Genomic DNA, 22,115 nt, shown 5'->3' on the forward strand with positions numbered 1-22,115 from the left:
TATTAATTATTATGAAGTATAAGTAAAAGCCGGAATAGGATCAATAAATGTATTCCACTTTTGTTCCATTTCCTTTTCTGTTAATAGACAATCATCTAATGATTGTTCAATCACAGAACGATTCATATCAATACCGATAAATACGAGCTCAGTTATTCGATCTCCATATCGCTCGTCCCAGTTTTTTAATACTTCAGGTTCTTCTGCAATCATTTGATTTCTTTCAGTTTCAGGTAATGCGGCTATCCATTCACCGGCTCCTTGAATTGTAATAGAGGAACCTGCTTGAGATAGAAGCCCTATCATATTATTACGAGATGCGAGCCAGAAGAATCCTTTCGCTCTTACAACATCTAAAGGCCATTTTTCTAGCCAATTCATAAGGCGCTCGGGATGGAAAGGATATTTGCGACGGTAAACAAAGGAATTGATACCGTATTCTTCCGTTTCCGGTGTATGATGTTCACTATTTAATTCTTGTATCCAGCCGGCCGATTGACTAGCTTCTTCATAATTAAATAGATTTGTGTTTAAAATTTCTTGTAATGGTACTTTGCTAAACGAAGCTTCAAGAATTTTTGCATTAGGATTTAATTTTTTTAGTAAATGATGAAGCTCTATCACATCTTCTTTTTCTAGCAAATCTATTTTATTAAGAATAATTACGTTTGCAAACTCAATTTGATCTATTAATAAATCAATAACTTCCCGGGTATCATTCTCATCGATTGCTTGTTTTCGGTCTAATAAACTTTCTCCGTCTGCAAAATCATCCCAAAACCTATTTGCATCTACAACTGTAACCATCGTATCGAGGCGACAATTTTTCGTTAAATCAATGTTAAGAACTTCGTCTGTATAAGTAAATGTTTGAGCAACTGGAATAGGCTCACTTATACCAGAAGATTCAATAATAATATAGTCAATATCACCATTTTCAACAAGACGATTCACTTCTATCATTAAATCTTCTCGTAGTGTACAACAAATACAGCCATTTTGAATTTCTACTAGTTTTTCCTCCGTACGTGAAAAACCACCCTTTTTTATAAGAGATGCATCAATGTTTACTTCGCTCATGTCATTAACGATGACAGCTACTTTTAAGTTATTCTTATTAGTCAAAATGTGATGTAGTAAGGTAGTTTTTCCGGATCCTAAAAAACCACTCAATACAGTGATAGGTACTTTTTTCATGAAATGATCTCTCCTTTAAATCGTAATGATTACGTTTTATGTTAAACGATGGGAAAAGAAAAAGCAAGAATAAATCATAATGATTACGATTTAAGAATAGGAATAGACTATAAAATTTGTGCTGTAGTATGGAGCATTTGGACAAGCACATGTTTACATATAAATAAAATGGAGGCGAGAAGCTTGGTCTTTAATAGAGTTTCAAAAGAATTAGTAGGCATAGCTCTTATCGCTATGTTTCTCTTTTTATTATTTTTTGTAGATTTTACAAGTCTAGCAAATTTGCACAAAAATATGCCACAGGAATGGTTGAATGTGAATACAGTATTTTTAAGTATCATTTTTGAAGCAATACCCTTTATTTTATTAGGGGTAATTGTTTCTTCATGTATTCAAGTGTTTGTGACGGAAGATATGATTCAAAAAGTAATGCCGAAATCTCCGATTGTTGCAATGATTCCGGCAGTATTTGTGGGAGTTCTTTTTCCAATGTGTGAATGTGTCATTATACCAATTGTAAGAAGGCTCATTCAAAAGGGGTTACCACTTCATGTAGGCATTGTTATTTTACTGAGTGCACCCATTATGAATCCAGTTGTTCTTTTATCTACTGTATATGCGTTTCAAAAAAATGATTACGTTGTATATGCACGCTTTGGGATAACAATTTTAGTTGCTCTATTCATAGGTCTAATTGTGTATTATTGCTATCGCGAAAGAAATGTTTTAAAAGACGTAGAGGTTTCAGTTCAAACAAGCAATAAAAAGAGTTGGAAAGATGTTATGAATCATATTGTAGATGAGTTTTTTGATACTGGTAAGTATTTATTGATTGGTGCTTTTTTAGCAAGTGTATTTCAAACGTTTTTTGATCGGAATGTACTGGATGCAGTAGCACATAACGAAGTAATTGCCCCCTTTATTATGATGGGATTTGGTTATGTTTTATCAATTTGCTCTGCAGCCGATGCTTTTATAGCGGCATCTTTTGGACATGTTTTCTCGGTAAAGGCACTTCTCGCATTTCTTGTATTTGGGCCTATGCTTGATATGAAAAATACGTTAATGCTATTTGCATATTTTCAAAAGAGATTTGTATTCTTTTTGATAGGAATTGTCATTGCATCTGTGTATACCATCCTGCAAATCATAATGTTATAGGAGGTGAGAAAGAATGGAGAAAGAGGAGCAGAAGGCGTATCATCGCTATATACGTGGCATTATTTTAATTGGTTTAGCAATGCTCTTATTTAAGCTACTTGTAACAGGGAATATTTATAATTTTATCGCTCCAAAAATGATCAAATTTACGTATATAGCTTTTGTAGTAATTTTAATTGTTGGTAATGTGCAAGTTTTGGGAGATGGAAGAGAAAAACAGCATGATTGTAATTGTTGTAAACATCATACAACATCAAAATCAGGGATAAAAAGTTTCTTTGTATATGTTTTATTTGTCGTTCCGATAGTTAGTGCTTTTCTCTTTGGAAGTGTAACAATTGATGGAAGTTTAGCAGGAAAAAGGGGTATGAATCAAAGTGTACAGGCGAGGAGTCTAGAAAGGAACGAAAAAGAGGGGGAACAGGTTAAGTTTGATGGGCGAGAAGTATCCGTTGATCCAGAAGAAACATCAAATTTATCAACGACTTATAAAACGGAAGAGCAAGTAGTAAAAAGTATGTTAGGACAGCGTAAACTACAAGTAAAGGATAAGGACTATGTTCAAACAATGAATGTAATTGGTCAAAATGTTAATTGGTTTAAAGGGAAAGAAATTACATTCTTAGGGTTTATATATAAGGATAAAGATGTGACGGGTAATAAAGCAGTAGTGGCTCGATATGGTATAACTTGTTGTATTGCGGATGCATCAGTCTGGGGGATGATTGTTACCGGGAAAAATCTTGAAAAAACTCCAGAAGAAACATGGGTGAAAATAACAGGATTATTAGATGAAACGACATATAAAGGAACAGTCTTTCCACTTGTAAAAGTAAACAAAATCGAGAAAATTAATAAGCCAACTGACCCATATGTATATGATGCTTTACCTTAATAGAAAAGAATAAATTCTTCATATTTTCATGAAATAGAATCATAATCAAGGCGATAAAAAAATAAAGATAAGAGTAATTTGGTTTGTTAAAAATATGTGCAGAAGGAGTTATGCGATGAACTGGGTTACTCATAAACCATCATTTGAATTTGAAACATTTAGTCCTATTATTCGGTCACAATCTGCGTGGAGTGGACATTTAGATTTTGCATATGACTTAGTACGATTTGAAAAACCAGAAACTTTAGTTGAGTTAGGTACACATCTAGGTGCTTCTTTCTTCAGTTTTTGTCAAGGAGTAAAAGATGGAGGGTTATCGACTAAATGCTTTGCAGTAGATACTTGGGCTGGAGATGGGCATACAGGTCCATATGGAGAAGGAGTTTTTCAAATAGTAGAAAAAGTAGTGAGTGATAACTACCTTAATATAGGAAATTTAATTCGATCTACTTTTGATGATGCTGTAGACCGGTTTCAAGATGAAACGATAAATCTTTTGCATATTGATGGCTATCATACGTATGAAGCTGTTTCTCACGATTATAATACATGGCTACCGAAAGTCGCGAAAAACGGTATTGTATTATTTCATGATATTGAAGTTAGAAGTGGTGATTTCGGCGTATATAAGTTTTGGGATGAGGTAAAAGCGAAGTACCCTCATTTTCAATTTGCGCATTCATATGGACTGGGAGTGTTATTTCCGAAGGGTTGTAGTGATAAGTTTGAAGAAATACTTAAAAATAAAGAAGAAATACAAAATATGTATAAATAAAGGTAGGGCATGCATCATTTTTATGATGTGTGCCCTATTTTTTGCGTAGAAAATAATGGTGTGAATTAAAAAGTTAAGATAGTTGTAAAAAGTTTTGTTGCAGCAAATATTAAAAAAGTTAGTATGGGATTGTTCCTTGTAAATAAAGTGAAGCTTTAATACGTTCATATCAATCCGGGATTTTACAGTAGTTAATTTCTTAACTAGGTACTTTGCACTTACTAAATTTTGATACAAGGGTCTTATTGACCGAAAATATCGGGATAAATAAAAATACAACATTTTTTATATTTTTCATTGCGAAAAACGTAATCTACTTTTACAATAGAAAGGGTTGTGAATATATTATACTGGAAAAATAAATCGAAATAATATGAAAATTTTGTTTTGTCTTCGCTAATTGTATATTACATACATGTAAGACGACATACGTCATGTTATCGACTTGTAAGGAGAGAAAAAAATGAAAAGTGTAAGATTACCATCGATGCTAGAAATCATAGTTCTTTTATTACTATTTCTTGCTGTTGTCTTTTCCTTCCAAACGATTTTTGATCTCCCAATTCAATTAGCGCTATTTATTTCATGGTTTTTAGTAATTGCGCTTGGATTAAGATTAGGATTTCGTTATCAAGAATTGCAAGATGCAATTACGAAAGGGATTTCTAACGGATTAGAAGCAATACTGATTTTAGTTGCAGTAGGTGCTTTAATTGGAACGTGGATTGCTGGTGGGGTAGTACCAACATTAATCTATTATGGATTAGAATTTATTCACCCTAGCATATTCCTATTAGCAACATTAATTATTTGTTCTATAACTTCTATCGCAACAGGAACGTCTTGGGGAACAGTGGGAACAGCAGGTATTGCTATGATGGCGATTGGTGAAGGACTTGGTTTACCACTTCCGCTTGTTGCTGGTGCAGTTCTTTCAGGAGCTTATTTCGGCGACAAATTATCACCACTTTCTGATAGCACAGTTCTTGCAGCTTCTATGGCGAAAGTAGATGTTATTGCTCACGTTCGAGCTATGCTCGTATTAGATGTTCCGGCTTATATTATTACTAGTATTATGTTTACTGTAGCTGGTTGGATGTATGGCGGCGATAATGTAGATTTGAATCGAGTAGAATTTTTAAAAGAAGCTTTATTAAAGCAATTTGATATTAAAATATGGATGCTTGTTCCGGCGGTCATTGTTATCGTTCTATTAGCGATGAAGAAACCGTCTATGCCAACAATTGCAATGGGAGCTTTAATTGGTGCAATTTGGGCAACTCTTTTCCAAGGGATGAACTTTGGAGAGGCGATTGGAACAGCTTATAACGGATTCTCAATTCAATCTGGTGTTGAGTTTGTTGACAAGTTATTAAACCGTGGTGGAATTAACGGCATGCTTGGCTCAGTAGCCGTTATTATTTTCGGTTTAGGATTTGGTGGATTACTTGAAAAACTAGGTGTTTTAAAAGTAATCGTATCAAAATTCGAGAAGAAATTAAATTCTGCAGGTAATGTAACATTGTCTACATTAATCGTGGCATTCTTAGCTAATATATTTGGTTGTGCGATGTATGTATCACTAATTTTAACACCAAAAATTATGGAAGATAGCTATGATAAATTAAAAATAGACCGTCGTGTATTAGCGCGTAACTCAGAAGTAGGTGGAACATTAACTTCAGGTATGGTTCCATGGTCTGATAATGGTATTTTTATGGCTGGTATTTTAGGTGTAGCAACGTTCTCATACGTTCCGTTTATGTGGTTAAGCTTCGTATCGTTAATTTTAGCAGTTATTTACGGATATACAGGCAAATTCATCTGGTATGTAGATGATGCAGATAAAGGAAAGCAAGCATCATAAAATAAAAATCACCTTCTACAATATGTAGAAGGTGATTTTTATTTTTTAATAGCATTTGCTGAAGTTATTTCATTCTCATATTTAGCAATTTTTTGTTGTATCTTTTTTAAGTTTTTTTCAGTGTCTTGAATGAGCTGTAAGACATTGGTCTCCTGTTGTTTCATTAATTCTAACCTTTGAAGGATGGTAGATTCTCCTTCCATAGACCAGTCGATAAATTGTTTTATTTTTTGAATTGGCATACCAGTGTTTTTTAAACACAAAATCATCTCTAAATATTTCAGTGCTTCTTCATCAAAAACTCGATCTCCTTTTTCGTTTCTTTGCAGAAAAGGAAACAGTCCTTGTTTATCGTAATAACGTATTTGAGAAATAGTTAAGTGTTGCATTTTGGCGACTTGCCCAATTGTATAATACATATCATTCATCCTTTTATTACCAAGGTATAATGCCATCTTTGTTAAATATTTTACCATTATAGTTTGTTTCACTTAATGCATATTTAATAATAATTTTAGCACTTTCAGTGGTTGTATGGCCACCGGGGGAATTTCCATTAAGATCCGTAGTTGTAAAACCAGGAGTTACTCCAAATACTTCTGGACCGTTAGTGGCAAATTCTTTACTAAAAGCTAATGTTAAAGCATTAATAGCTGTTTTGGAAGAATTATATCCTAGTGTATTAATTGGATGTGTTTCACCATTAGCAAACATTGTTAGTGAGGCCATGTCAGTTGTTACATTTATGATTTTACTGTTGCTTGATTTCTTTAATAGTGGTAAAAAGGCTTGCATCATTTGGAAAGTTCCAAAAAAGTTAACTTCAAATCCTTGGCGTAAAGTTTCAATATTTAATTCACTAGGTAGCGTATTGAAGTCTAGCGCTATGCCTGCGTTATTAATTAATAAATGTAAGTGGTCAGTCGTTTCGTAAATTTTCTTTGTTGCTTCTTGAATGGATTGTGAATTTGAAATATCTACTTGAATATAGGAAACGTTTGAAACATTTAAAGATTCTACGGCTTGTTGTCCAAGTTGTTCATTACGAGCACCTAAAAATACGTGATAATCTTTTTCTGCTAATTGACGAACAAGTTCATATCCAATTCCTTTATTCGCACCTGTTATAAAAGCATATTTTTTCATATTGAATTCCTCCAGTAGTGTTATAGTAGGTTACAATGGAAAGGATACAGCCTAAACTTAAGTTTAGGTCAAGAGGAATTTTTAAAAATAAATATAGAATATCTATATATAAGAGTGAGAATTCTTATCATTTAAGAGGAAGTCTGTTATTATAAGAGATGTAGGTATTATATTTTCAAGGGGATGAAAACATGGAGTACAGAATTGAAAGAGATACATTAGGAGAAATAAAAGTTCCAGCTGATAAATTATGGGCAGCACAAACACAACGTAGTAAAGAAAACTTTCCAATTGGAACAGAGCAAATGCCGCTTGAAATTGTAAAAGCATTTGCAATTTTAAAGAAGAGTGCAGCGCTTAGCAATCAAAAATTAGGAAAGCTATCAGAAGAAAAAGCAGAAGCAATTGTAGAAGCTGCGGATGAAGTGATTGCAGGGAAATGGAATGAACATTTTCCGCTTGTCGTATGGCAAACAGGTAGTGGTACACAGTCAAACATGAATGTGAATGAAGTAATTGCAAATCGTGGGAATCAAATTTTGAAAGAGAAGGGATCTGACGTACATATTCATCCGAATGATGATGTGAACATGTCACAAAGTTCAAATGATACATTTCCAACGGCGCTTCATGTAGCTTGTGTAATCGCAGTAGAAAATCACGTATTACCAGCAATTACGAAATTAAAAGAAACTTTAGCAGAAAAAGTAACTGCATTTGAACATATTATAAAAATTGGTCGTACACATTTACAAGATGCAACGCCGTTAACTTTAGGGCAAGAAATTAGCGGATGGCACCGTATGCTTGAAAAAACAGAGCGTATGATTGCAGAGAGCAATACATATATGAAAGAGTTAGCAATTGGTGGAACTGCGGTTGGAACAGGTATTAATGCTCATCCTAAATTTGGTGAGATGGTATCAGAGGAAATTAGTCAATTTACAGGTAAACAATTTGTTTCTGCACCAAATAAGTTCCATGCATTAACGAGCCATGATGAAGTTGTATATACTCACGGTGCATTAAAAGCATTAGCTGCGGATCTAATGAAGATTGCTAACGATGTACGTTGGCTTGCAAGTGGTCCACGTAGTGGTCTTGGAGAAATTATTATTCCAGCAAATGAACCGGGAAGCTCTATTATGCCAGGTAAAGTAAATCCAACGCAAAGTGAAGCGTTAACGATGGTTGTAGCGCAAGTAATGGGGAATGATGCAACAATCGGATTTGCTGCGAGCCAAGGTAACTTTGAGTTAAATGTATTTAAACCTGTTATTGCTTATAACTTCTTACAATCAGCTCACTTATTAGCGGATGCAATTGTTTCGTTTAATGACAATTGTGCAGTTGGTATTGAAGCAGATGAAGAAGTAATTAATGAAAATGTGAATCGTTCACTAATGCTTGTAACAGCGCTAAACCCACATATTGGATATGAAAATGCAGCGAAAATTGCGAAGCATGCTCATAAAGAAGGATTAACTTTAAAAGAAGCAGCATTGCAATCTGGGCTACTAACAGAAGAGCAATTTGATGAAATTGTAGATCCAAAGAAAATGATTGCTCCAAAAGAGTAATAGAAAAAGCCAAGATTCTTAGTATAGAATCTTGGCTTTTTTGATGTTCATTTTTAAGTTTCATCTACTTGCAATAATGCAAGCTTCAAAATATATTATTTGTTAGCAGGCGTATTCATTACTTTCATCTGTGGGCAGTTCTCTTTTAAGAGTGAAATGAATTTTTCTTCTTCTTGTGGTACGAAAGTGGTCACTGAGTCAAATAAATTATAATTAATTTCTAATTGTTGCCTCGTCCATTTTTTTGAACGAAGTTTTTTGCCAGAGTACTTAATATGGCGAATGTCTTTAAATGGGATTTCAGTACGAAGTATGAAACCGTGTTTTACAACAAGAGATGATTCCGTTACGTTGTAGTGAGAGAAATAGAATGAAGAAAGATTCACGATATTTAGCAGCATCATGAGAGTGAAAAAAATAGAATTTTCATTTTGGAAGAATAACGAAACGAAAAAAATAATTATAAATAATGTAATGAAAATGACGTGGAATGGATTTTTTTTCGCTTTAAATTTCAAGTTAGTCACCTCGGTATACTTGTTCTTTAACTAAATTAAATCATAACATTGTGATAAAACGTGTGAATATGCAGAATTGCATATTCACACGTTTTATTATTCATGTAAAATTTCTTGATGGGATAAATTCAAAAGAAGTTTTGTAATAGTGGAGTGGCATGAAGTGACTTACAAGAATAGAAAGATAGCGTTAGTCATAATTAGTTGTATGATGATTATGAGTAGTTGTGCTAATAAATTTGTTGAAGATAGAAATCGAAAGCATACATTTGTACAAGCAAGTAAGGTTTTAGTAGAGACTGTAAATAGAATATATAAAAAGTAAAGGATGTTTTTTTATACGAAAACATCTTTTTTGTAGTTAAAATTGAATACTGAAGTTTTGGAATGAGTGAATACTAGTTCCATATTCACTAATCGCATATGTATTCTGTGCAATTTGTTTAACGGTAAACTAAGGGTCTTGAAGAATATTTATGTTCTATTTCACATCCTATAAAATGAATTTGTATAAACATATTCGCTTTTCTTTGTATTAAACCCTTTTGTTAGATGTTTTTATAAAAGTTTATAAAATGGGTAAACGAAACATTGAAATGTTTGTTTGCGTTGTGATAAGATGGTGAAGTGGTAATAAACGTTATGTTGATTTGTTTGGTTTTAAATAAACATTTTAAAGGAGTGTTTAGTATGAGTGATATTTCAGAGAAGTTTTGGGATGCGTCAATAGAGGAATTAAAGAAAGGGTATGTGTTTGATGAAGAAAAAGAGGAGTACATTTGCTTAGCTTGTGGTGAAACATTTATTAAAGGTGTTATTTATCAAGATAACCAAATTTTGTATGAAGCAGAGAAGTTCGTCCAATTGCATATTCAAAATGAGCATACGTCTATGTTTGATTATTTGTTAAATATGGATAAGAAATTTACTGGTTTAACGGATTTACAAAAGAAAATGGTTCAGTTTTTCCATATGGGACTGAATGATAAAGAAATTGTAAAAGAAATGGATGGCGGAAGTACATCAACAATTCGTAATCATCGATTTACACTGCGAGAGAAAATGAAGCAAGCAAAAGTATTTTTAGCGCTAATGGAATTATCAGAAGAAAAATCAAAAGTACAAACGAAATTTGTGCCAATTCATAGAACAGCAACGATGGTGGATGATCGATACAATATTACGGAAGAAGAAAATGATGAAGTATTAAAAGCTCATTTTACAGAAGGATTAGATGGACCTCTCTCTAAATTTCCGAAGAAACAAAAGCGCAAATTAATTATATTGCGCCATTTAGTGAAGAAGTTTGATAGTAATAAAAAGTATACTGAAAAAGAAGTAAATACAGTGATAGAAAATGTATACCCTGATTTTGTAACATTAAGAAGATATTTAATCGAATATGGATTTTTAGATCGAACAGCCGATGGAAGTCAATATTGGGTGAAGTTATAATTATACGAAAAGAAAATGAATAGAAGCACAGTATTATAACAACTATACAAAGAGATAGAGATTGAAAATAGATGTTTAATAAAAGGAGAAATGAAATTTGAAACCACCTGCAGATAACAATAAAGAAGGTGCGGAGTCACATAAGTTGGAAAGTGAGAGTAAACCGATTTGGAAATCGATGTCGATGTTTTTAGTACCGTTATTATTAAGTAATGTACTACAATCAGTTGGACAATTATTTGGTATGGTAGTAGTAGGAAGATGGCTTGGAGTTAATGATTTAGCGGCTATATCAGCATTCTTCCCATTATTTTTCTTGCTCGTTTCATTTGTAATTGGTATCGGTTCAGGAAGCTCTATTTTAATTGGTCAGGCGTTTGGTGCTAAAAACGAAGATCGTTTAAAAGCTATCGTTGGTACGACGTTGACGTTTACCTTTATTATTGGAGTTGTGTTGGCGATAATAGGCAGTATTTTTGCGATGGATATTATGCGTCTAATGGGAACGCCAGAAAATATTATTGAAATAAGTGTACATTATGCACGGATTTTATTTATATCGATGCCAGTATTATTTTTATATTTCGCATATACAACATTTATGAGAGGTACAGGAGATTCTAAAACGCCATTTTACTTTTTAATTGTAAGTACAGCGCTAAATATGATCTTATTACCAGTTCTTATTTTTGGATGGTTAGGAGCTCCGAAATTAGATGTGTATGGAGCGGCCTATGCATCTGTTATATCTACAGTTATTACGTTTATTGTCATGCTTGTGTATTTAAAGAAGAAAAATCACCCATTACAACTAGATGGCACGGTTAGAAAATACCTTCGAATGGATGGGGAGTTATTAAAGCTATTGCTAAGGCTCGGTATACCAGCAAGTATAAATATGATATTAGTATCATTATCTGAGATTGCCGTAATCGCATTTGTAAATCGTTACGGTTCGGATGCAACAGCTGCTTACGGCGTTGTGAATCAAGTTGCAAGTTATGTACAAATGCCAGCAGTTAGCCTTGGTATTACAGTTTCCATTTTTGCGGCACAATCGATTGGTGCGAATCAATTTGATCGATTGCAGAAAGTTGTGAAGGCTGGAATTATTATGAACTACGTCATCGGTGGTGTGTTAATATCTCTTATTTACTTATTCTCAAGAGACATCTTATCACTATTTTTAACAAGTCAAACTACAATTGAAATTGCTCATAGCTTAGTTATGATTACGTTATGGAGTTATTTAATTTTCGGTCATGCACAAATTATTAGTGCGACAATGCGAGCGAGCGGTACAGTACTTTGGCCAACTGTTATTGGAGTTGTTTCAATTTGGCTTGTAGAAGTACCCGTAGCATATTATCTTTCTTACCATACAAGTCTTGGAATAGAAGGCATCTGGATCGGGTATCCAGCAGCATTTATTGTCAGCTTAATATTACAGTATGCATATTATAAGCTTTCATGGCAAAAGAAACGAATTACACGATTAGTTAGTTAAATAGAAAAAATGTCCCTAAGTTATTAGACTTAGGGACATTTTTTCGTAAGTGCAGGTTTACAAATAGCTTTTTAAAGTGATATCAAAATGTTGTCTAATGAGTGTTTTATCACTCATATAAAACTCCCACGCTTTTTCCGGTTCACCGATAATCTCAAAGGATTCTTCTGTAATATATAAAGCGCAATTATCCTCGAGTGCAATTCCTTCTATATTCCCTTGATGATTTTGTAAAAAGGAATGGAAGGCGTTCATTCTGTTTAATTGATTATAATGTGGACAAAATCTTTTATTAACAATCCCCCATCCGTTACTTTCTATATAACCAGCACCTTCATAATCTGATCGGATACTAGACGTGAACCAACACATAGCACCAGCGCTATAACCAGCAATAAGTGTTCCTTGTTGCAGAGCCAATAATAATTTTTCATCGAGTCTATGTTCTTTCCATTGCGTAAGCATGTGAATATAGTTCCCGCCACCTAGATAAATTAAATCGGCTGAATGAATCATCTCGTCTATTTCATACTTAGAAGGTGAATCTGTTGTAGTACGTAAAATTTGTACTTCACAATGTAATTGTTTTTCAAACATGTCTAAAAATAATTTTATATAGCTTTCATCATCATGACTAGCCGTTGGAATAAACAATATTTTTGGGTACTGTTTATTTGTTAATTCTATAAGGCGTTCATTAATAGGCAAGTGATTTGAATCTTGTAAATCACCGCCACCAATGACAGCTAATTTCATAGTAAAGCACCACCTAATCATTTTTGTTATATAAAAATTCGATAGAAGAGAGTTACATTCCTTCCGTAATGTAATCAATAATTAGAAAATATAGCTTAAGTATATCGGAATAGTAAAGAAACTACTGACTATATATACCAATGCATTAGAAACCATTCATTGATATATAATATTTCATACTAATGTTTCAAAATATGGAAAAAATATGTTTAAATAGATATAATGACGCATTCATTCATATTGAATTTATACTTATATTTTAAAAGGGTATCGGAAATAAAAGCGATTTTCTAAAACAGTTTTTACTTTTAATAGGAAGTTTTATTACAATATGGTAAAATTATTTCAATATATTTATTTAATATAAAATACAAAGAAGGAGCGTGAAAAAAGTGGATTTTCGATTTGAATTTACAACGAAGCTGAAAGAATACTTAGACGATGAGAAGGATGAAAAAATAATAAAAGATGGACATAGAGATGTAATTTTTCACTATTTATATGCGTTAGAGACTGAAATTGGCGTTGTTAAAAATCCTAATTTTACTTTTTTTGCATCAGGAAGACGTTCACATATAGTGTTAGAAAACGTTGAATTTAAAACAGAAGTAAATGTAAAAAGTAATATAATTGAAATTACAAAAATCGTGGATAATGTAGCTATTCCGTTAGATACTATCGTAGCGAAAGATCGGGAATTATTTGCCCTTGGGCGTAATGAGAAGTTTAGTGTACAAATATTAGAGCAGTACCTTTTTGATACATTTGGAGAAAAATTAGGTTTAAAATGAATGGAATAGCCTATGTATTTATAGGTAGTTAATTTTCGTATATATCATTTACGTTTGACCTTTCATTTAATTTATACTACAATTCGTAGTGTGAAAGGAGTTGTACAATGTTTACTCAAAACTATAAGTTAAATGAGCACGGGTTAAATCATTTCTTTGGACCGCTTGAAGCAAAAATTATGGAGATTGTTTGGTCTAGCGATGGTATTACGATTAAAGAAGTGCAGCAGAAATTAAGTGAAGAATCACCTGTGAATTTTAACACTGTTATGACAGTTATGAACAGGTTAGTAGAGAAATTACACTTAGAAAAACAGACTGTGAAAAGAAGTGGCATATATCGTGCTGTACAAACGAAAGAAGAATTCTTATCCAATCAAACGAAGAAAATGACACAGGAATTGATGGGGGAATTTGGAGAATTAGTTGTAAATCATATGTTAGATGAGTTAGAGCAGGCTGATCCGACTTTAATAAAAAAGTTAGAAGACAAATTGAGTCAGTTAAAAAAAGAGGATTAATGAAATGAAATGGCAAATGCGTAAAATCGTATTGTTAGCAGTAATTGTTAGTACCCTCTTTTTCAGCTTGTTACTGTATTACGTTACATATCCATTTCTGTTTCAAAATAAGATGTTCCTTCTTTCAAAATTTTGCTTGTTCCAGTTAGAAAAACATATGAAAGAATTATCGCTGATTCGTATAATAATCGCTGGATTATTATTACTTACTGTATTAATCGTGTGCAAAAGAATTTGGCGACAATTTTTCTATAGTAAAAAATTACAAAAAGTACTTATCCCTTTCATCCGAAAAGGAAAACAAATATATATATTGCCGACTACGGAAGTTGCGGCATTTACAATTGGGCTATTTCGTCCGAAAGTTGTCATGTCAGAAGGGATGCTTCAAACATTTTCAGATGAAGAAATGGATGCAATTATTTTCCATGAAGAATATCATCAAAAGAATTGGGATCCGCTAAAATTATTTTGTTTTACGCTATTAGCAGAAGGAATGATGTACATACCAATATTAAAAGGGTTGTTACAGCGATATCATACGTATCAGGAACTAGCTGCTGATAAATATGCGATGCAAAAAATGGAATCCTCACTTGAGTTAGGTAGCGCGTTATTAAAATTAATTAAAATAAAGACAATGGAAAATCGATGTGTTACAGCTTCATTTGCAAAAACAGCAATAAATTTACGAATCGAGCAAGTGTTAAATGAAAAGGTTGTTAAGCTTACTATTCCGTTACATACGAATTCGGTATATGTAACAGTAGGTTTATTCTGTATGTCGGTTGTACTTATTGTCGGAGAGTGCATATAGCCTCTTTTTTTTAGAATAAACACTACTCATTGTAGTGTTTCAGGGGGAATAAAATGAATGCAGCAGATTTAACAATTTGGCTTGTGGCTGGGGCGGGAGTATTGTCATTTATATCACCGTGCTCTTTACCGCTATATCCATCTTATTTATCTTATATTACAGGTGTGTCTATTCAAGATTTAAAAGAAAATCGTGGGATTATGCAAAAATCAGCGATTATACATACAGTATTTTTTATGATCGGATTTTCGGTTATATTTTACGCGTTAGGTTTATCGGTAAGTTGGATTGGAATAACATTTTCATCTAACCAAAAATTGATTCAACAAATTGGTGGGATTTTTATTGTTTTAATGGGGCTATTTATGACGGGCTTGTTTCAGCCTAAGTGGCTTATGGCAGAGAAAAAGGTGCAGTATAGAAGTAAATCGACTGGATTTATTCGCTCGATTTTAGTCGGTATGACATATGCAGCGGGTTGGACGCCATGTGTTGGACCGATATTTTCAGCTGTACTCATGCTTGGCGCGACGAATCCTGAAGGGGCACTTCTTTATATTACAGCGTATACTCTTGGGTTTGCGGTTCCATTTTTCGTGATGGCATTCTTTATTGGGAAGGTAAAATGGATTGTTACATATGCCAATGTCATGATGAAAATTGGCGGTGGAATGATGATTGTAACGGGTATTTTATTGTATACAAATCAAATGACGAAAATTACAGCATTCTTTATTCGACTATTCGGTGGATTTACAGGTTTTTAAAAATGAGGAGGAAGAAAAGTGAAGAAACTAATTGCTATTATACTAGTAGGTGCTCTCGTTTGGGCGGGGGTTAACTTTTATAATTCAAAGAAAGAAGAAAAGGAAAGAAAAGCAAAGCAAGCAGAGTTACAGGAGAAAGAAGTATTACCACAAGTCGGTTTTAAAGCACCTAGCATCACATTAAAAGGATTAGACGGAAAGTTGCAGTCGTTAAATGATGCTAAGGGAAAACCATATATTATTAATTTTTGGGCATCATGGTGTGGGCCGTGTGAAATGGAGGCACCTGATTTAGTTCATATGTATGATAAATATAAAAAGGATGTTGAAATTTTTGCGGTGAATGCAACTGTTAGTGACCCAGTACAAGAAGCAAGCGCATTTGCTAATCGCTATGGGTTTGAGTTTCCTGTTCTATTAGATATGGACGGAGTAGCTGGACTAGATTATAAAGTATTCTCTTTACCGACGACATTTTTTGTTAATAAAGATGGAATTATAGTAGATCATGTACGAGGTGTATTACCACCAGATCAATTAGAAAAGAAATTTAAGAAATTGATTGAGAATTAAAAGGAGATTTCGTGACGATGGAGTGGATCGTGAGGTTACAACCCATATCTCTTATAATTGGAAGTCTATTTGGATTTGTGTTGATGAAACGAAAGATGAGGCATCAAAATGTATCATATGAAAAAATGATGGATGCCGTAACAAATGCTTTTCTTATCATCGTATTTGTATGGAAGTTTGCACCATCAATTTTAAATCCTGTATGGGCCTTTGGGGCGCCAGTGCAAGCAATATTAGCTGTTGGAAGTATGCAACATATTGTAGTAGGATGCGTGATTGCGAGTGTATACATTGTTTGGAAAAGTAAAAAGGAGCAATTTTCGCTTCGTATTTTACTTGATGCATTGCCTTTGGGTCTGTGTGTGAGTATTATCTTTTATTTTCTATTACATCATGAAGTAGGTGCACAAACGACACTACCATGGGGAATGAAAATATATGAATCTAAACTTTTATATCACCCTATTTTCGTATATGAGATCAGCCTTGCTCTTTGTATAATGGGCTTGTTATGGATGAAAAATGAAAGGCTCGGAAATGGAAAGAATATAAGTGTTTTTCTAATTATTGAGGGGTTTGCTCATATTATTATTTCGCTTGTTAGTGAACAAAATTCGGTTCTGTTTGGTCTATCAGCAGAGCAAATAATGAGCTTTTGTATTATTAGTTTAGGGATTTTGTTGGTGTCGAAAAAATAAAAGATAGCCATGTACAGAGAGTATATGGCTATCTTTTATAAGCATATTTCTTCATCATATGCTAAATCATTATATTGTAGAAATCTAAAAACCCCTTTATTAGGGGTTTTTAGGTTTCTATAGGTCTGCATGTGTTTCTTGTTTATCTGTATCCCATTTTGGAAGTTGTTTTGCTTGTTGACTTTCAGTAAAATTATTAAATCCAAAAGCAAGTATGCATGTAAAGGTTAAAATAGCTAAACTAATCTTTTTCATTATCTTAGTGCCTCCTTAGTTAATAATTTTTGTTTTGCTTCGTAAGTATTGAAAAAATATTTTTGAGATTTCTCTATTTTATTCACTTTATGAAATTCTACTGCTAATAATTCGTAATATTCTTGTACATAATCGTATAATTCTTTACTGTTAAAATATGTAGTGCCTGCAATGATTGCGTTTTCTAAGTCGTCTAGAATACCAGTGTGTTGTGTTTTTAAGATAGTGAAATGGTGTTTATATTCTTGATTATTTAATTCATTACAAATTTCTAAGCCTTTTTGAACCCAATCGTTTGCAATTTCTTTTTCATTTAAACTAAAATGTTCTTTGGCTTGTAGAAAATTGGCTTTTAGGTGTTTAGGTAATTTGTTTGTAACTATTGTAAGATGTCTAATAGCAAGGGTTGATAGATTTTGAGAAGAGTAGAGCCAACCTAAGTTATTTCGAACTTTTAAGATTAGTGTATCGTCTTTCAGCTTTTGTAAAATATTGATTGCTGAATTATAGTTCTCTTCGGCTTGTTCGAATTGTTTTAAATAAACAGAACATGAGCCTAAAATGTTTTCGCATAGAGCTATTTTAATTTCATAACGTGGATATTTTGAGAAAATCTCTTTAGCTTGATTTGCATAATTGATTGCTGTAAGTGGTTTGTTTGTATGGTGATTAAATATAGCGAATTTATATTTATATTCAGCTTCTTCTAGTTCGCCTGGTACATGTTTTAAAAGGGATTCAGCTTTTTCGTATTCTTTTTTTGCTTCATCATAATTTCCAATAATGGTAGCATGTTCAGCTTTAAAAAAGTGATAATAATAAGTAATAAAGTCTTCAGTTATTGGATTGTCTAAACGAACAATTTGACTAAAAGTATCATATTTAATGTTTGTCCAATCGGTTAGGACCTTATATTTAAAGTTTAGTAGGGAGTAGTAAAGCGATAGATTTTGATCAGCTTCAATTTTATTAATCTGTTTCTCTATTTTTTCTTTTAATTGTTTCGCTTCAATTAATTGCTCCGCTACCATTACTTGATATAAAATGTTTAATTCGTTGACAATCTGTTCATGCCCTTTTAATAACACACTCATTATATATTCCCCCATTCGATAAAAGTATCCTAATTTAATTATTTCTATAATAGCAAAATAGAAGAAGTATAAGAGTGATTTTACCATATTTTTCAACAAAATTCTGAAAAAATAATTAATTTTTACATATTTCTTATTTTTATGTGAATATTACAAGTGCCTCTGGTAGTGGTGGGATGAATCTGACTCATGATACGTTAGCATCAATGGGAGGGATAGTTTTACTTGTAAATATGTTTTTAGGAGGATTGTTCGGATTGGGTCCAACTGTTAAGTTTTTAACAAAAATTTCACTTTCTTATTTAATAAAAAATCGGCGGAGTAACAGAAAATAAGACTATCGCGTTTTTTTCAAAATGATTCACCCATTTATGCTTTAAATAAGCAGGTATTTTTACACTGTCGCCAGTTTCTAATACGTATTCTTCCTCATTTAAATATAATGTGATTTTCCCATCTAAGACAAATGCTAATTCTTCTCCTTTATGTTCTAGCACATTTTCTGATGAAGCTGTATTAGGCGGGACGGTCATAATTGCTGTTGCTAAATTTCCAGTGAAATCAGGTGAAAGCATTTCATATGATAAATTATCAATAATCATTTTCTTTCGTTTATGGGAACGTACAATTAAATCGTCTGTATTTGTATCTTCAAGTAAAAAGCTAAATGTTGGCACATCAAGAGCTTTAGCAAGCACTTTTAATGTTTGGATAGAAGGGTTAGCGGACCCGCGCTCAATTTGACTTAACATTGATGGTGTAATATCGGCCATCTTTGCTAGTTCTTTACTAGTTAAACCTTTTTCTTTTCTTTGTTTTTCAATTTTTTTACCAATATCTATATTTTCCATAATGAAAATCTCCTTAATAATTATTAAATTATATTTAAATAAATTAAATTAAAATTAACTTAATGGGATTATTTGTGTTAAACTATATTAAAATTAATTTAATTATAATTTATTGTATGGTGAGCTACAAGGATATAAGGAGGAAACAAAATGAAAGAAATAGGGGCATTACAAGCAGAATATCCATTAGTGAATAAGCTTATTGCAACAGAAGAAGTATTTTGGATAAATCCAAACATACAAATGTATGAAACAGCAATAAAAGATTCACCACTTAATGAAGAGAATGTAAAAGATGCGGAAGAGAGATTAAAGCGTTTTGCACCATATATTGCGAAAGTTTTTCCTGAAACGAAAGGGGCGAACGGCATAATCGAATCACCTTTAGTGAAAATACCTTCTATGAAAGAAGCTTTAGAGAGAAAATATGAGCAACCTATTTTAGGAGAATTATTATTAAAATGTGATAGTCATCTTCCAATATCAGGATCAATTAAAGCTAGGGGCGGCATTTATGAAGTGTTGAAACATGCTGAGCAACTAGCATTGCAGCACGGAATGGTAACAGAAGAAGATAATTATTCCGTTTTAGATAGTGATACATGTAGAGAGTTTTTCTCGGAATATTCAATTGCAGTAGGTTCTACAGGGAATTTAGGACTTAGCATAGGGATTATGAGTGCGAATCTAGGTTTTAATGTAACTGTTCATATGTCAGCAGACGCAAAAAAATGGAAGAAAGATTTATTAAGAAGTAAAGGTGTAAACGTTATTGAATATGAAGATGATTATAGCAAAGCAGTAGAAGAAGGAAGAAGACAAGCGGATGCGGATCCTAGCTGTTATTTTGTAGACGATGAAAACTCACATGATTTATTTTTAGGATACGCAGTAGCCGCATCACGATTACAAAAGCAATTAGAAGAGTTAGAGGTTGTAGTAGATGAAGATCATCCTTTATTTGTTTACCTTCCGTGCGGAGTAGGAGGAGGACCTGGCGGAGTAGCATTCGGTTTAAAGTTATTGTATAAAGATAATGTTCATTGTTTCTTTGCAGAGCCAACACATTCTCCTTGTATGTTACTCGGCTTAATGACAGGCCTTCATGACAAAATTTCCGTTCAAGATATCGGAATTGATAATGTAACAGATGCGGATGGACTTGCGGTAGGAAGGCCATCTGGATTTGTCGGTAAAACGATGGAACCATTTTTGAGTGGGAATTACACAGTAAGCGATGAAGAGTTATATAGATTGTTAAAAGAACTAGCTGATACGGAAAATATTTATTTAGAGCCTTCTGCACTAGCAGGTATGATAGGGCCAGTGAAAGTATGCAAAGAAGGTGAGTATTTACAAAAGCAACAGGTAACAGAGAAGGTGAAAAAAGGTACTCATATTGTGTGGGGAACGGGTGGAAGTATGGTTCCAAAAGATGTAATGAATGAGTATTATAGGAAAGGTTTGGATTTAACGGTATAAGAAAAATGAGGCTAGTTGTAGCCTCATTTTTTCATGTACATAAAAATCTTTGTTATTTTCACAATAGTTCTTTATAGTATATATAAAGGATAACTAATATTGAATAAATACAACAAAAAAGCTTTATTTTACATAATAAGAGGATGTGTATACGATGTCATTACAGACTAAATATATAGCGGGTATTTCGCTTGGGGTTATGGGTGTCGGCTTTGCGGCTTCTATCCCTTTTCAAGGAACGGTAGCTGGAGAGATTATACAAGGTGGATTTGAAGCTGGATTGGTTGGTGGACTTGCGGATTGGTTCGCGGTTACAGCTTTATTCCGTCATCCGATGGGAATACCAATTCCGCATACAGCTTTGTTACCTAAAAACCGTAAACGGGTAACGAAAGGACTCATTCATACGTTAGAAAATGAATGGCTGACGAAAGAAAGTATTACGAATAAAGTAAAAGAGATGCAGTTAGTACAAATGGTACTGCAAATTGCTGAGAGAGAAATGCAGTCTGATGCTGTGAAAAAGGGGATTGTAACGATTGCAGAGAAAGCAATTGTTACAATAGATACAGAAAAGTTAGCTGTTATTATTGAAAAAGAATTAAAAACATATGTGCATACAATTAATACAAGTAACATTTTACAAGTGCTTGTTGATCAATTAGTTGTGCAAGAATATGATGAAAAGACACTTGATTACATATTAGTGAAGGTAAAAGATTGGACAGCGCAAGATGAAGCTCGTTACCAGCTCGGTAGCTTAGGTCTGAAGGCGATGGAAAATATAAAAGTAGATGGATTCTTGCAGTTTACTTTGAAATCATTTATGAATATTGTAGATGAAGATAAAATTGGCGGCATTTTGCAGAAGTTTATCATTAGTAATATTAACAGCTTACAAGAGGCTGATAATAGCACAAGACAACTTATATTAGCGAAGATTCGTCAAGAAATTATCAATGTAAAAGAAAATGAAGCCTTATTACAGGAATTAGAAAATTGGAAAGAAAAGTGGATTGCGAATTGGAATGCTACTGACAAAATAAAAGAGATGCTAGAGCAAGTACAACAAAGAGCAGTTGCTTTTGTAAATAATGAAGAATTTGCTGATAAATATGTTATTCCATTTTTACAAAAACAAATGAACAAAATAAAAGAAGATGAACAAACTGTTCAAAAAATAGAGGAGTGGTTACAAAAGCAAGTTGTTACACTTGTGGAAAAAAACCATTCGAAAATCGGTAAGCTTGTACAAGAAAATCTTGATAAGTTAGATGATAAAACGTTAATCGAAATGATTGAAAATAATGTCGGTAAAGATTTGCAGTGGATCCGAGTGAACGGGGCGGTTTGCGGATTTATGATTGGATTAGTGTTAGAAGGAATTAAAGCGATTATATGAGAAAAAC

Annotated in this window: 24 protein-coding genes; 16 read left to right on the forward strand and 8 right to left on the reverse strand. The window is 33.0% G+C overall.

Translation table 11 applies throughout. The features are described from left to right. Positions 1–9 precede the first annotated feature (9 nt). Positions 10–1,197 carry a GTP-binding protein gene (locus tag H6481_RS19265; RefSeq protein ID WP_088020808.1) on the reverse strand — a complete coding sequence of 396 codons (1,188 nt, stop codon included), beginning with the start codon at positions 1,195–1,197 and terminating at the stop codon, positions 10–12. A gap of 168 nt (positions 1,198–1,365) precedes the next feature. Here H6481_RS19265 and H6481_RS19270 point away from each other — a divergent pair, with 168 nt between their 5' ends. The 4 genes from H6481_RS19270 to nhaC all read left to right on the forward strand — a co-directional run bounded on the left by H6481_RS19270 (position 1,366) and on the right by nhaC (position 5,895). Next, positions 1,366–2,358 carry a permease gene (locus H6481_RS19270; RefSeq protein WP_176520572.1) on the forward strand — a complete coding sequence of 331 codons (993 nt, stop codon included), beginning with the start codon at positions 1,366–1,368 and terminating at the stop codon, positions 2,356–2,358. A 13-nt stretch (positions 2,359–2,371) separates the two neighbouring features. Beyond that, on the forward strand, positions 2,372–3,253 hold the full coding sequence (locus H6481_RS19275; RefSeq protein WP_182812850.1) for a TIGR03943 family protein: 882 nt from the start codon (positions 2,372–2,374) through the stop codon (positions 3,251–3,253). A 115-nt stretch (positions 3,254–3,368) separates the two neighbouring features. Continuing rightward, positions 3,369–4,028: a class I SAM-dependent methyltransferase gene (locus tag H6481_RS19280; protein WP_001104670.1), complete on the forward strand. Its 660-nt coding sequence runs from the start codon at positions 3,369–3,371 to the stop codon at positions 4,026–4,028. Positions 4,029–4,491: 463 nt separating this feature from the next. Then, a complete protein-coding gene (gene nhaC, locus H6481_RS19285) occupies positions 4,492–5,895 on the forward strand; it encodes a Na+/H+ antiporter NhaC (protein WP_000843992.1) in 1,404 nt (467 codons plus the stop codon). A 38-nt stretch (positions 5,896–5,933) separates the two neighbouring features. Here nhaC and H6481_RS19290 read toward each other — a convergent pair whose 3' ends face one another. Both H6481_RS19290 and H6481_RS19295 read right to left on the reverse strand, forming a co-directional pair. After that, positions 5,934–6,314: a MerR family transcriptional regulator gene (locus tag H6481_RS19290; RefSeq protein WP_000291861.1), complete on the reverse strand. Its 381-nt coding sequence runs from the start codon at positions 6,312–6,314 to the stop codon at positions 5,934–5,936. Between the two features lie 16 nt (positions 6,315–6,330). Beyond that, the gene (locus tag H6481_RS19295; protein ID WP_000759552.1) at positions 6,331–7,041 is read right to left on the reverse strand and encodes an SDR family NAD(P)-dependent oxidoreductase; all 711 of its coding nucleotides are present in this window, start codon (positions 7,039–7,041) and stop codon (positions 6,331–6,333) included. 191 nt (positions 7,042–7,232) lie between these two features. Between H6481_RS19295 and fumC the strand changes: the two genes are divergently transcribed. After that, positions 7,233–8,621 carry a class II fumarate hydratase gene (fumC, locus tag H6481_RS19300; RefSeq protein ID WP_000456608.1) on the forward strand — a complete coding sequence of 463 codons (1,389 nt, stop codon included), beginning with the start codon at positions 7,233–7,235 and terminating at the stop codon, positions 8,619–8,621. Between the two features lie 95 nt (positions 8,622–8,716). On the opposite strand, the gene H6481_RS19305 is transcribed toward fumC, so the two are convergent. After that, on the reverse strand, positions 8,717–9,139 hold the full coding sequence (locus H6481_RS19305) for a PH domain-containing protein (RefSeq protein WP_000669072.1): 423 nt from the start codon (positions 9,137–9,139) through the stop codon (positions 8,717–8,719). Between the two features lie 163 nt (positions 9,140–9,302). Between H6481_RS19305 and H6481_RS19310 the strand changes: the two genes are divergently transcribed. From H6481_RS19310 to H6481_RS19320, 3 genes are all read left to right on the forward strand, one after another. After that, positions 9,303–9,464, forward strand: coding sequence for a hypothetical protein (locus tag H6481_RS19310; protein WP_000221432.1), 162 nt, complete (start codon positions 9,303–9,305; stop codon positions 9,462–9,464). Positions 9,465–9,829: 365 nt separating this feature from the next. Continuing rightward, on the forward strand, positions 9,830–10,594 hold the full coding sequence (locus tag H6481_RS19315) for a DUF2087 domain-containing protein (RefSeq protein WP_001280271.1): 765 nt from the start codon (positions 9,830–9,832) through the stop codon (positions 10,592–10,594). 97 nt (positions 10,595–10,691) lie between these two features. Then, a complete protein-coding gene (locus H6481_RS19320; RefSeq protein WP_000804127.1) occupies positions 10,692–12,101 on the forward strand; it encodes an MATE family efflux transporter in 1,410 nt (469 codons plus the stop codon). Between the two features lie 57 nt (positions 12,102–12,158). Here the strand turns inward: H6481_RS19320 and H6481_RS19325 are convergent, their stop codons facing one another. Beyond that, the gene (locus H6481_RS19325; RefSeq protein ID WP_182812852.1) at positions 12,159–12,857 is read right to left on the reverse strand and encodes a peptidase E; all 699 of its coding nucleotides are present in this window, start codon (positions 12,855–12,857) and stop codon (positions 12,159–12,161) included. Between the two features lie 392 nt (positions 12,858–13,249). On the opposite strand from H6481_RS19325, the gene H6481_RS19330 reads away from it, so the two are divergent. The 6 genes from H6481_RS19330 (at position 13,250) to H6481_RS19355 (ending at position 17,024) form a co-directional block, all read left to right on the forward strand. Beyond that, a complete protein-coding gene (locus tag H6481_RS19330) occupies positions 13,250–13,648 on the forward strand; it encodes a DUF3942 family protein (protein WP_000347525.1) in 399 nt (132 codons plus the stop codon). Between the two features lie 107 nt (positions 13,649–13,755). After that, positions 13,756–14,169, forward strand: coding sequence for a BlaI/MecI/CopY family transcriptional regulator (locus H6481_RS19335; protein WP_182812854.1), 414 nt, complete (start codon positions 13,756–13,758; stop codon positions 14,167–14,169). Positions 14,170–14,173: 4 nt separating this feature from the next. Next, entirely contained in the window at positions 14,174–14,986 is an 813-nt protein-coding gene (locus H6481_RS19340; protein WP_023521637.1) for a M56 family metallopeptidase, read from the forward strand. A gap of 53 nt (positions 14,987–15,039) precedes the next feature. After that, entirely contained in the window at positions 15,040–15,753 is a 714-nt protein-coding gene (gene ccdA / locus H6481_RS19345) for a cytochrome c-type biogenesis protein CcdA (RefSeq protein WP_000990439.1), read from the forward strand. Positions 15,754–15,771: 18 nt separating this feature from the next. Next, on the forward strand, positions 15,772–16,326 hold the full coding sequence (locus H6481_RS19350; protein WP_000733187.1) for a TlpA disulfide reductase family protein: 555 nt from the start codon (positions 15,772–15,774) through the stop codon (positions 16,324–16,326). A 17-nt stretch (positions 16,327–16,343) separates the two neighbouring features. Beyond that, positions 16,344–17,024 (forward strand): prolipoprotein diacylglyceryl transferase family protein, encoded by a 681-nt coding sequence (locus H6481_RS19355; RefSeq protein WP_000454853.1) that lies wholly within the window; start codon positions 16,344–16,346, stop codon positions 17,022–17,024. 117 nt (positions 17,025–17,141) lie between these two features. On the opposite strand, the gene H6481_RS19360 is transcribed toward H6481_RS19355, so the two are convergent. The 3 genes from H6481_RS19360 to H6481_RS19370 form a co-directional block, all read right to left on the reverse strand. After that, the gene (locus H6481_RS19360; RefSeq protein WP_000724012.1) at positions 17,142–17,279 is read right to left on the reverse strand and encodes a hypothetical protein; all 138 of its coding nucleotides are present in this window, start codon (positions 17,277–17,279) and stop codon (positions 17,142–17,144) included. Continuing rightward, positions 17,279–18,373: a tetratricopeptide repeat protein gene (locus H6481_RS19365; RefSeq protein ID WP_000114845.1), complete on the reverse strand. Its 1,095-nt coding sequence runs from the start codon at positions 18,371–18,373 to the stop codon at positions 17,279–17,281. Before H6481_RS19365 ends, H6481_RS19360 begins: the two co-directional genes overlap by 1 nt. 302 nt (positions 18,374–18,675) lie before the next feature. Next, a complete protein-coding gene (locus H6481_RS19370; RefSeq protein ID WP_182812856.1) occupies positions 18,676–19,224 on the reverse strand; it encodes an XRE family transcriptional regulator in 549 nt (182 codons plus the stop codon). A gap of 150 nt (positions 19,225–19,374) precedes the next feature. On the opposite strand from H6481_RS19370, the gene H6481_RS19375 reads away from it, so the two are divergent. Further along, the gene (locus H6481_RS19375; RefSeq protein ID WP_098377201.1) at positions 19,375–20,706 is read left to right on the forward strand and encodes a D-serine ammonia-lyase; all 1,332 of its coding nucleotides are present in this window, start codon (positions 19,375–19,377) and stop codon (positions 20,704–20,706) included. A gap of 154 nt (positions 20,707–20,860) precedes the next feature. Then, positions 20,861–22,108 (forward strand): DUF445 domain-containing protein, encoded by a 1,248-nt coding sequence (locus H6481_RS19380; protein WP_182812858.1) that lies wholly within the window; start codon positions 20,861–20,863, stop codon positions 22,106–22,108. Positions 22,109–22,115 lie beyond the last annotated feature (7 nt).

The sequence above is a fragment of the Bacillus sp. ME78 genome, assembly GCF_903970865.1.
GTDB classification, from domain to species: Bacteria; Bacillota; Bacilli; order Bacillales; family Bacillaceae_G; genus Bacillus_A; species Bacillus_A cereus.

Excerpts from the sequence above, each read along its gene's own strand:
- H6481_RS19340 (WP_023521637.1), top strand. The coding sequence starts at position 14,174 with ATGAAATGGCAAATGCGTAAAATCGTATTGTTAGCAGTAATTGTTAGT.
- ccdA (WP_000990439.1), top strand. The coding sequence starts at position 15,040 with ATGAATGCAGCAGATTTAACAATTTGGCTTGTGGCTGGGGCGGGAGTA.
- H6481_RS19325 (WP_182812852.1), bottom strand. The coding sequence starts at position 12,857 with ATGAAATTAGCTGTCATTGGTGGCGGTGATTTACAAGATTCAAATCAC.
- H6481_RS19275 (WP_182812850.1), top strand. The coding sequence starts at position 2,372 with ATGGAGAAAGAGGAGCAGAAGGCGTATCATCGCTATATACGTGGCATT.
- nhaC (WP_000843992.1), top strand. The coding sequence starts at position 4,492 with ATGAAAAGTGTAAGATTACCATCGATGCTAGAAATCATAGTTCTTTTA.
- H6481_RS19380 (WP_182812858.1), top strand. The coding sequence starts at position 20,861 with ATGTCATTACAGACTAAATATATAGCGGGTATTTCGCTTGGGGTTATG.
- fumC (WP_000456608.1), top strand. The coding sequence starts at position 7,233 with ATGGAGTACAGAATTGAAAGAGATACATTAGGAGAAATAAAAGTTCCA.
- H6481_RS19270 (WP_176520572.1), top strand. The coding sequence starts at position 1,366 with ATGGAGGCGAGAAGCTTGGTCTTTAATAGAGTTTCAAAAGAATTAGTA.
- H6481_RS19355 (WP_000454853.1), top strand. The coding sequence starts at position 16,344 with ATGGAGTGGATCGTGAGGTTACAACCCATATCTCTTATAATTGGAAGT.
- H6481_RS19280 (WP_001104670.1), top strand. The coding sequence starts at position 3,369 with ATGAACTGGGTTACTCATAAACCATCATTTGAATTTGAAACATTTAGT.
- H6481_RS19365 (WP_000114845.1), bottom strand. The coding sequence starts at position 18,373 with ATGAGTGTGTTATTAAAAGGGCATGAACAGATTGTCAACGAATTAAAC.
- H6481_RS19335 (WP_182812854.1), top strand. The coding sequence starts at position 13,756 with ATGTTTACTCAAAACTATAAGTTAAATGAGCACGGGTTAAATCATTTC.
- H6481_RS19265 (WP_088020808.1), bottom strand. The coding sequence starts at position 1,197 with ATGAAAAAAGTACCTATCACTGTATTGAGTGGTTTTTTAGGATCCGGA.
- H6481_RS19375 (WP_098377201.1), top strand. The coding sequence starts at position 19,375 with ATGAAAGAAATAGGGGCATTACAAGCAGAATATCCATTAGTGAATAAG.
- H6481_RS19295 (WP_000759552.1), bottom strand. The coding sequence starts at position 7,041 with ATGAAAAAATATGCTTTTATAACAGGTGCGAATAAAGGAATTGGATAT.
- H6481_RS19370 (WP_182812856.1), bottom strand. The coding sequence starts at position 19,224 with ATGGAAAATATAGATATTGGTAAAAAAATTGAAAAACAAAGAAAAGAA.
- H6481_RS19360 (WP_000724012.1), bottom strand. The coding sequence starts at position 17,279 with ATGAAAAAGATTAGTTTAGCTATTTTAACCTTTACATGCATACTTGCT.
- H6481_RS19315 (WP_001280271.1), top strand. The coding sequence starts at position 9,830 with ATGAGTGATATTTCAGAGAAGTTTTGGGATGCGTCAATAGAGGAATTA.
- H6481_RS19290 (WP_000291861.1), bottom strand. The coding sequence starts at position 6,314 with ATGTATTATACAATTGGGCAAGTCGCCAAAATGCAACACTTAACTATT.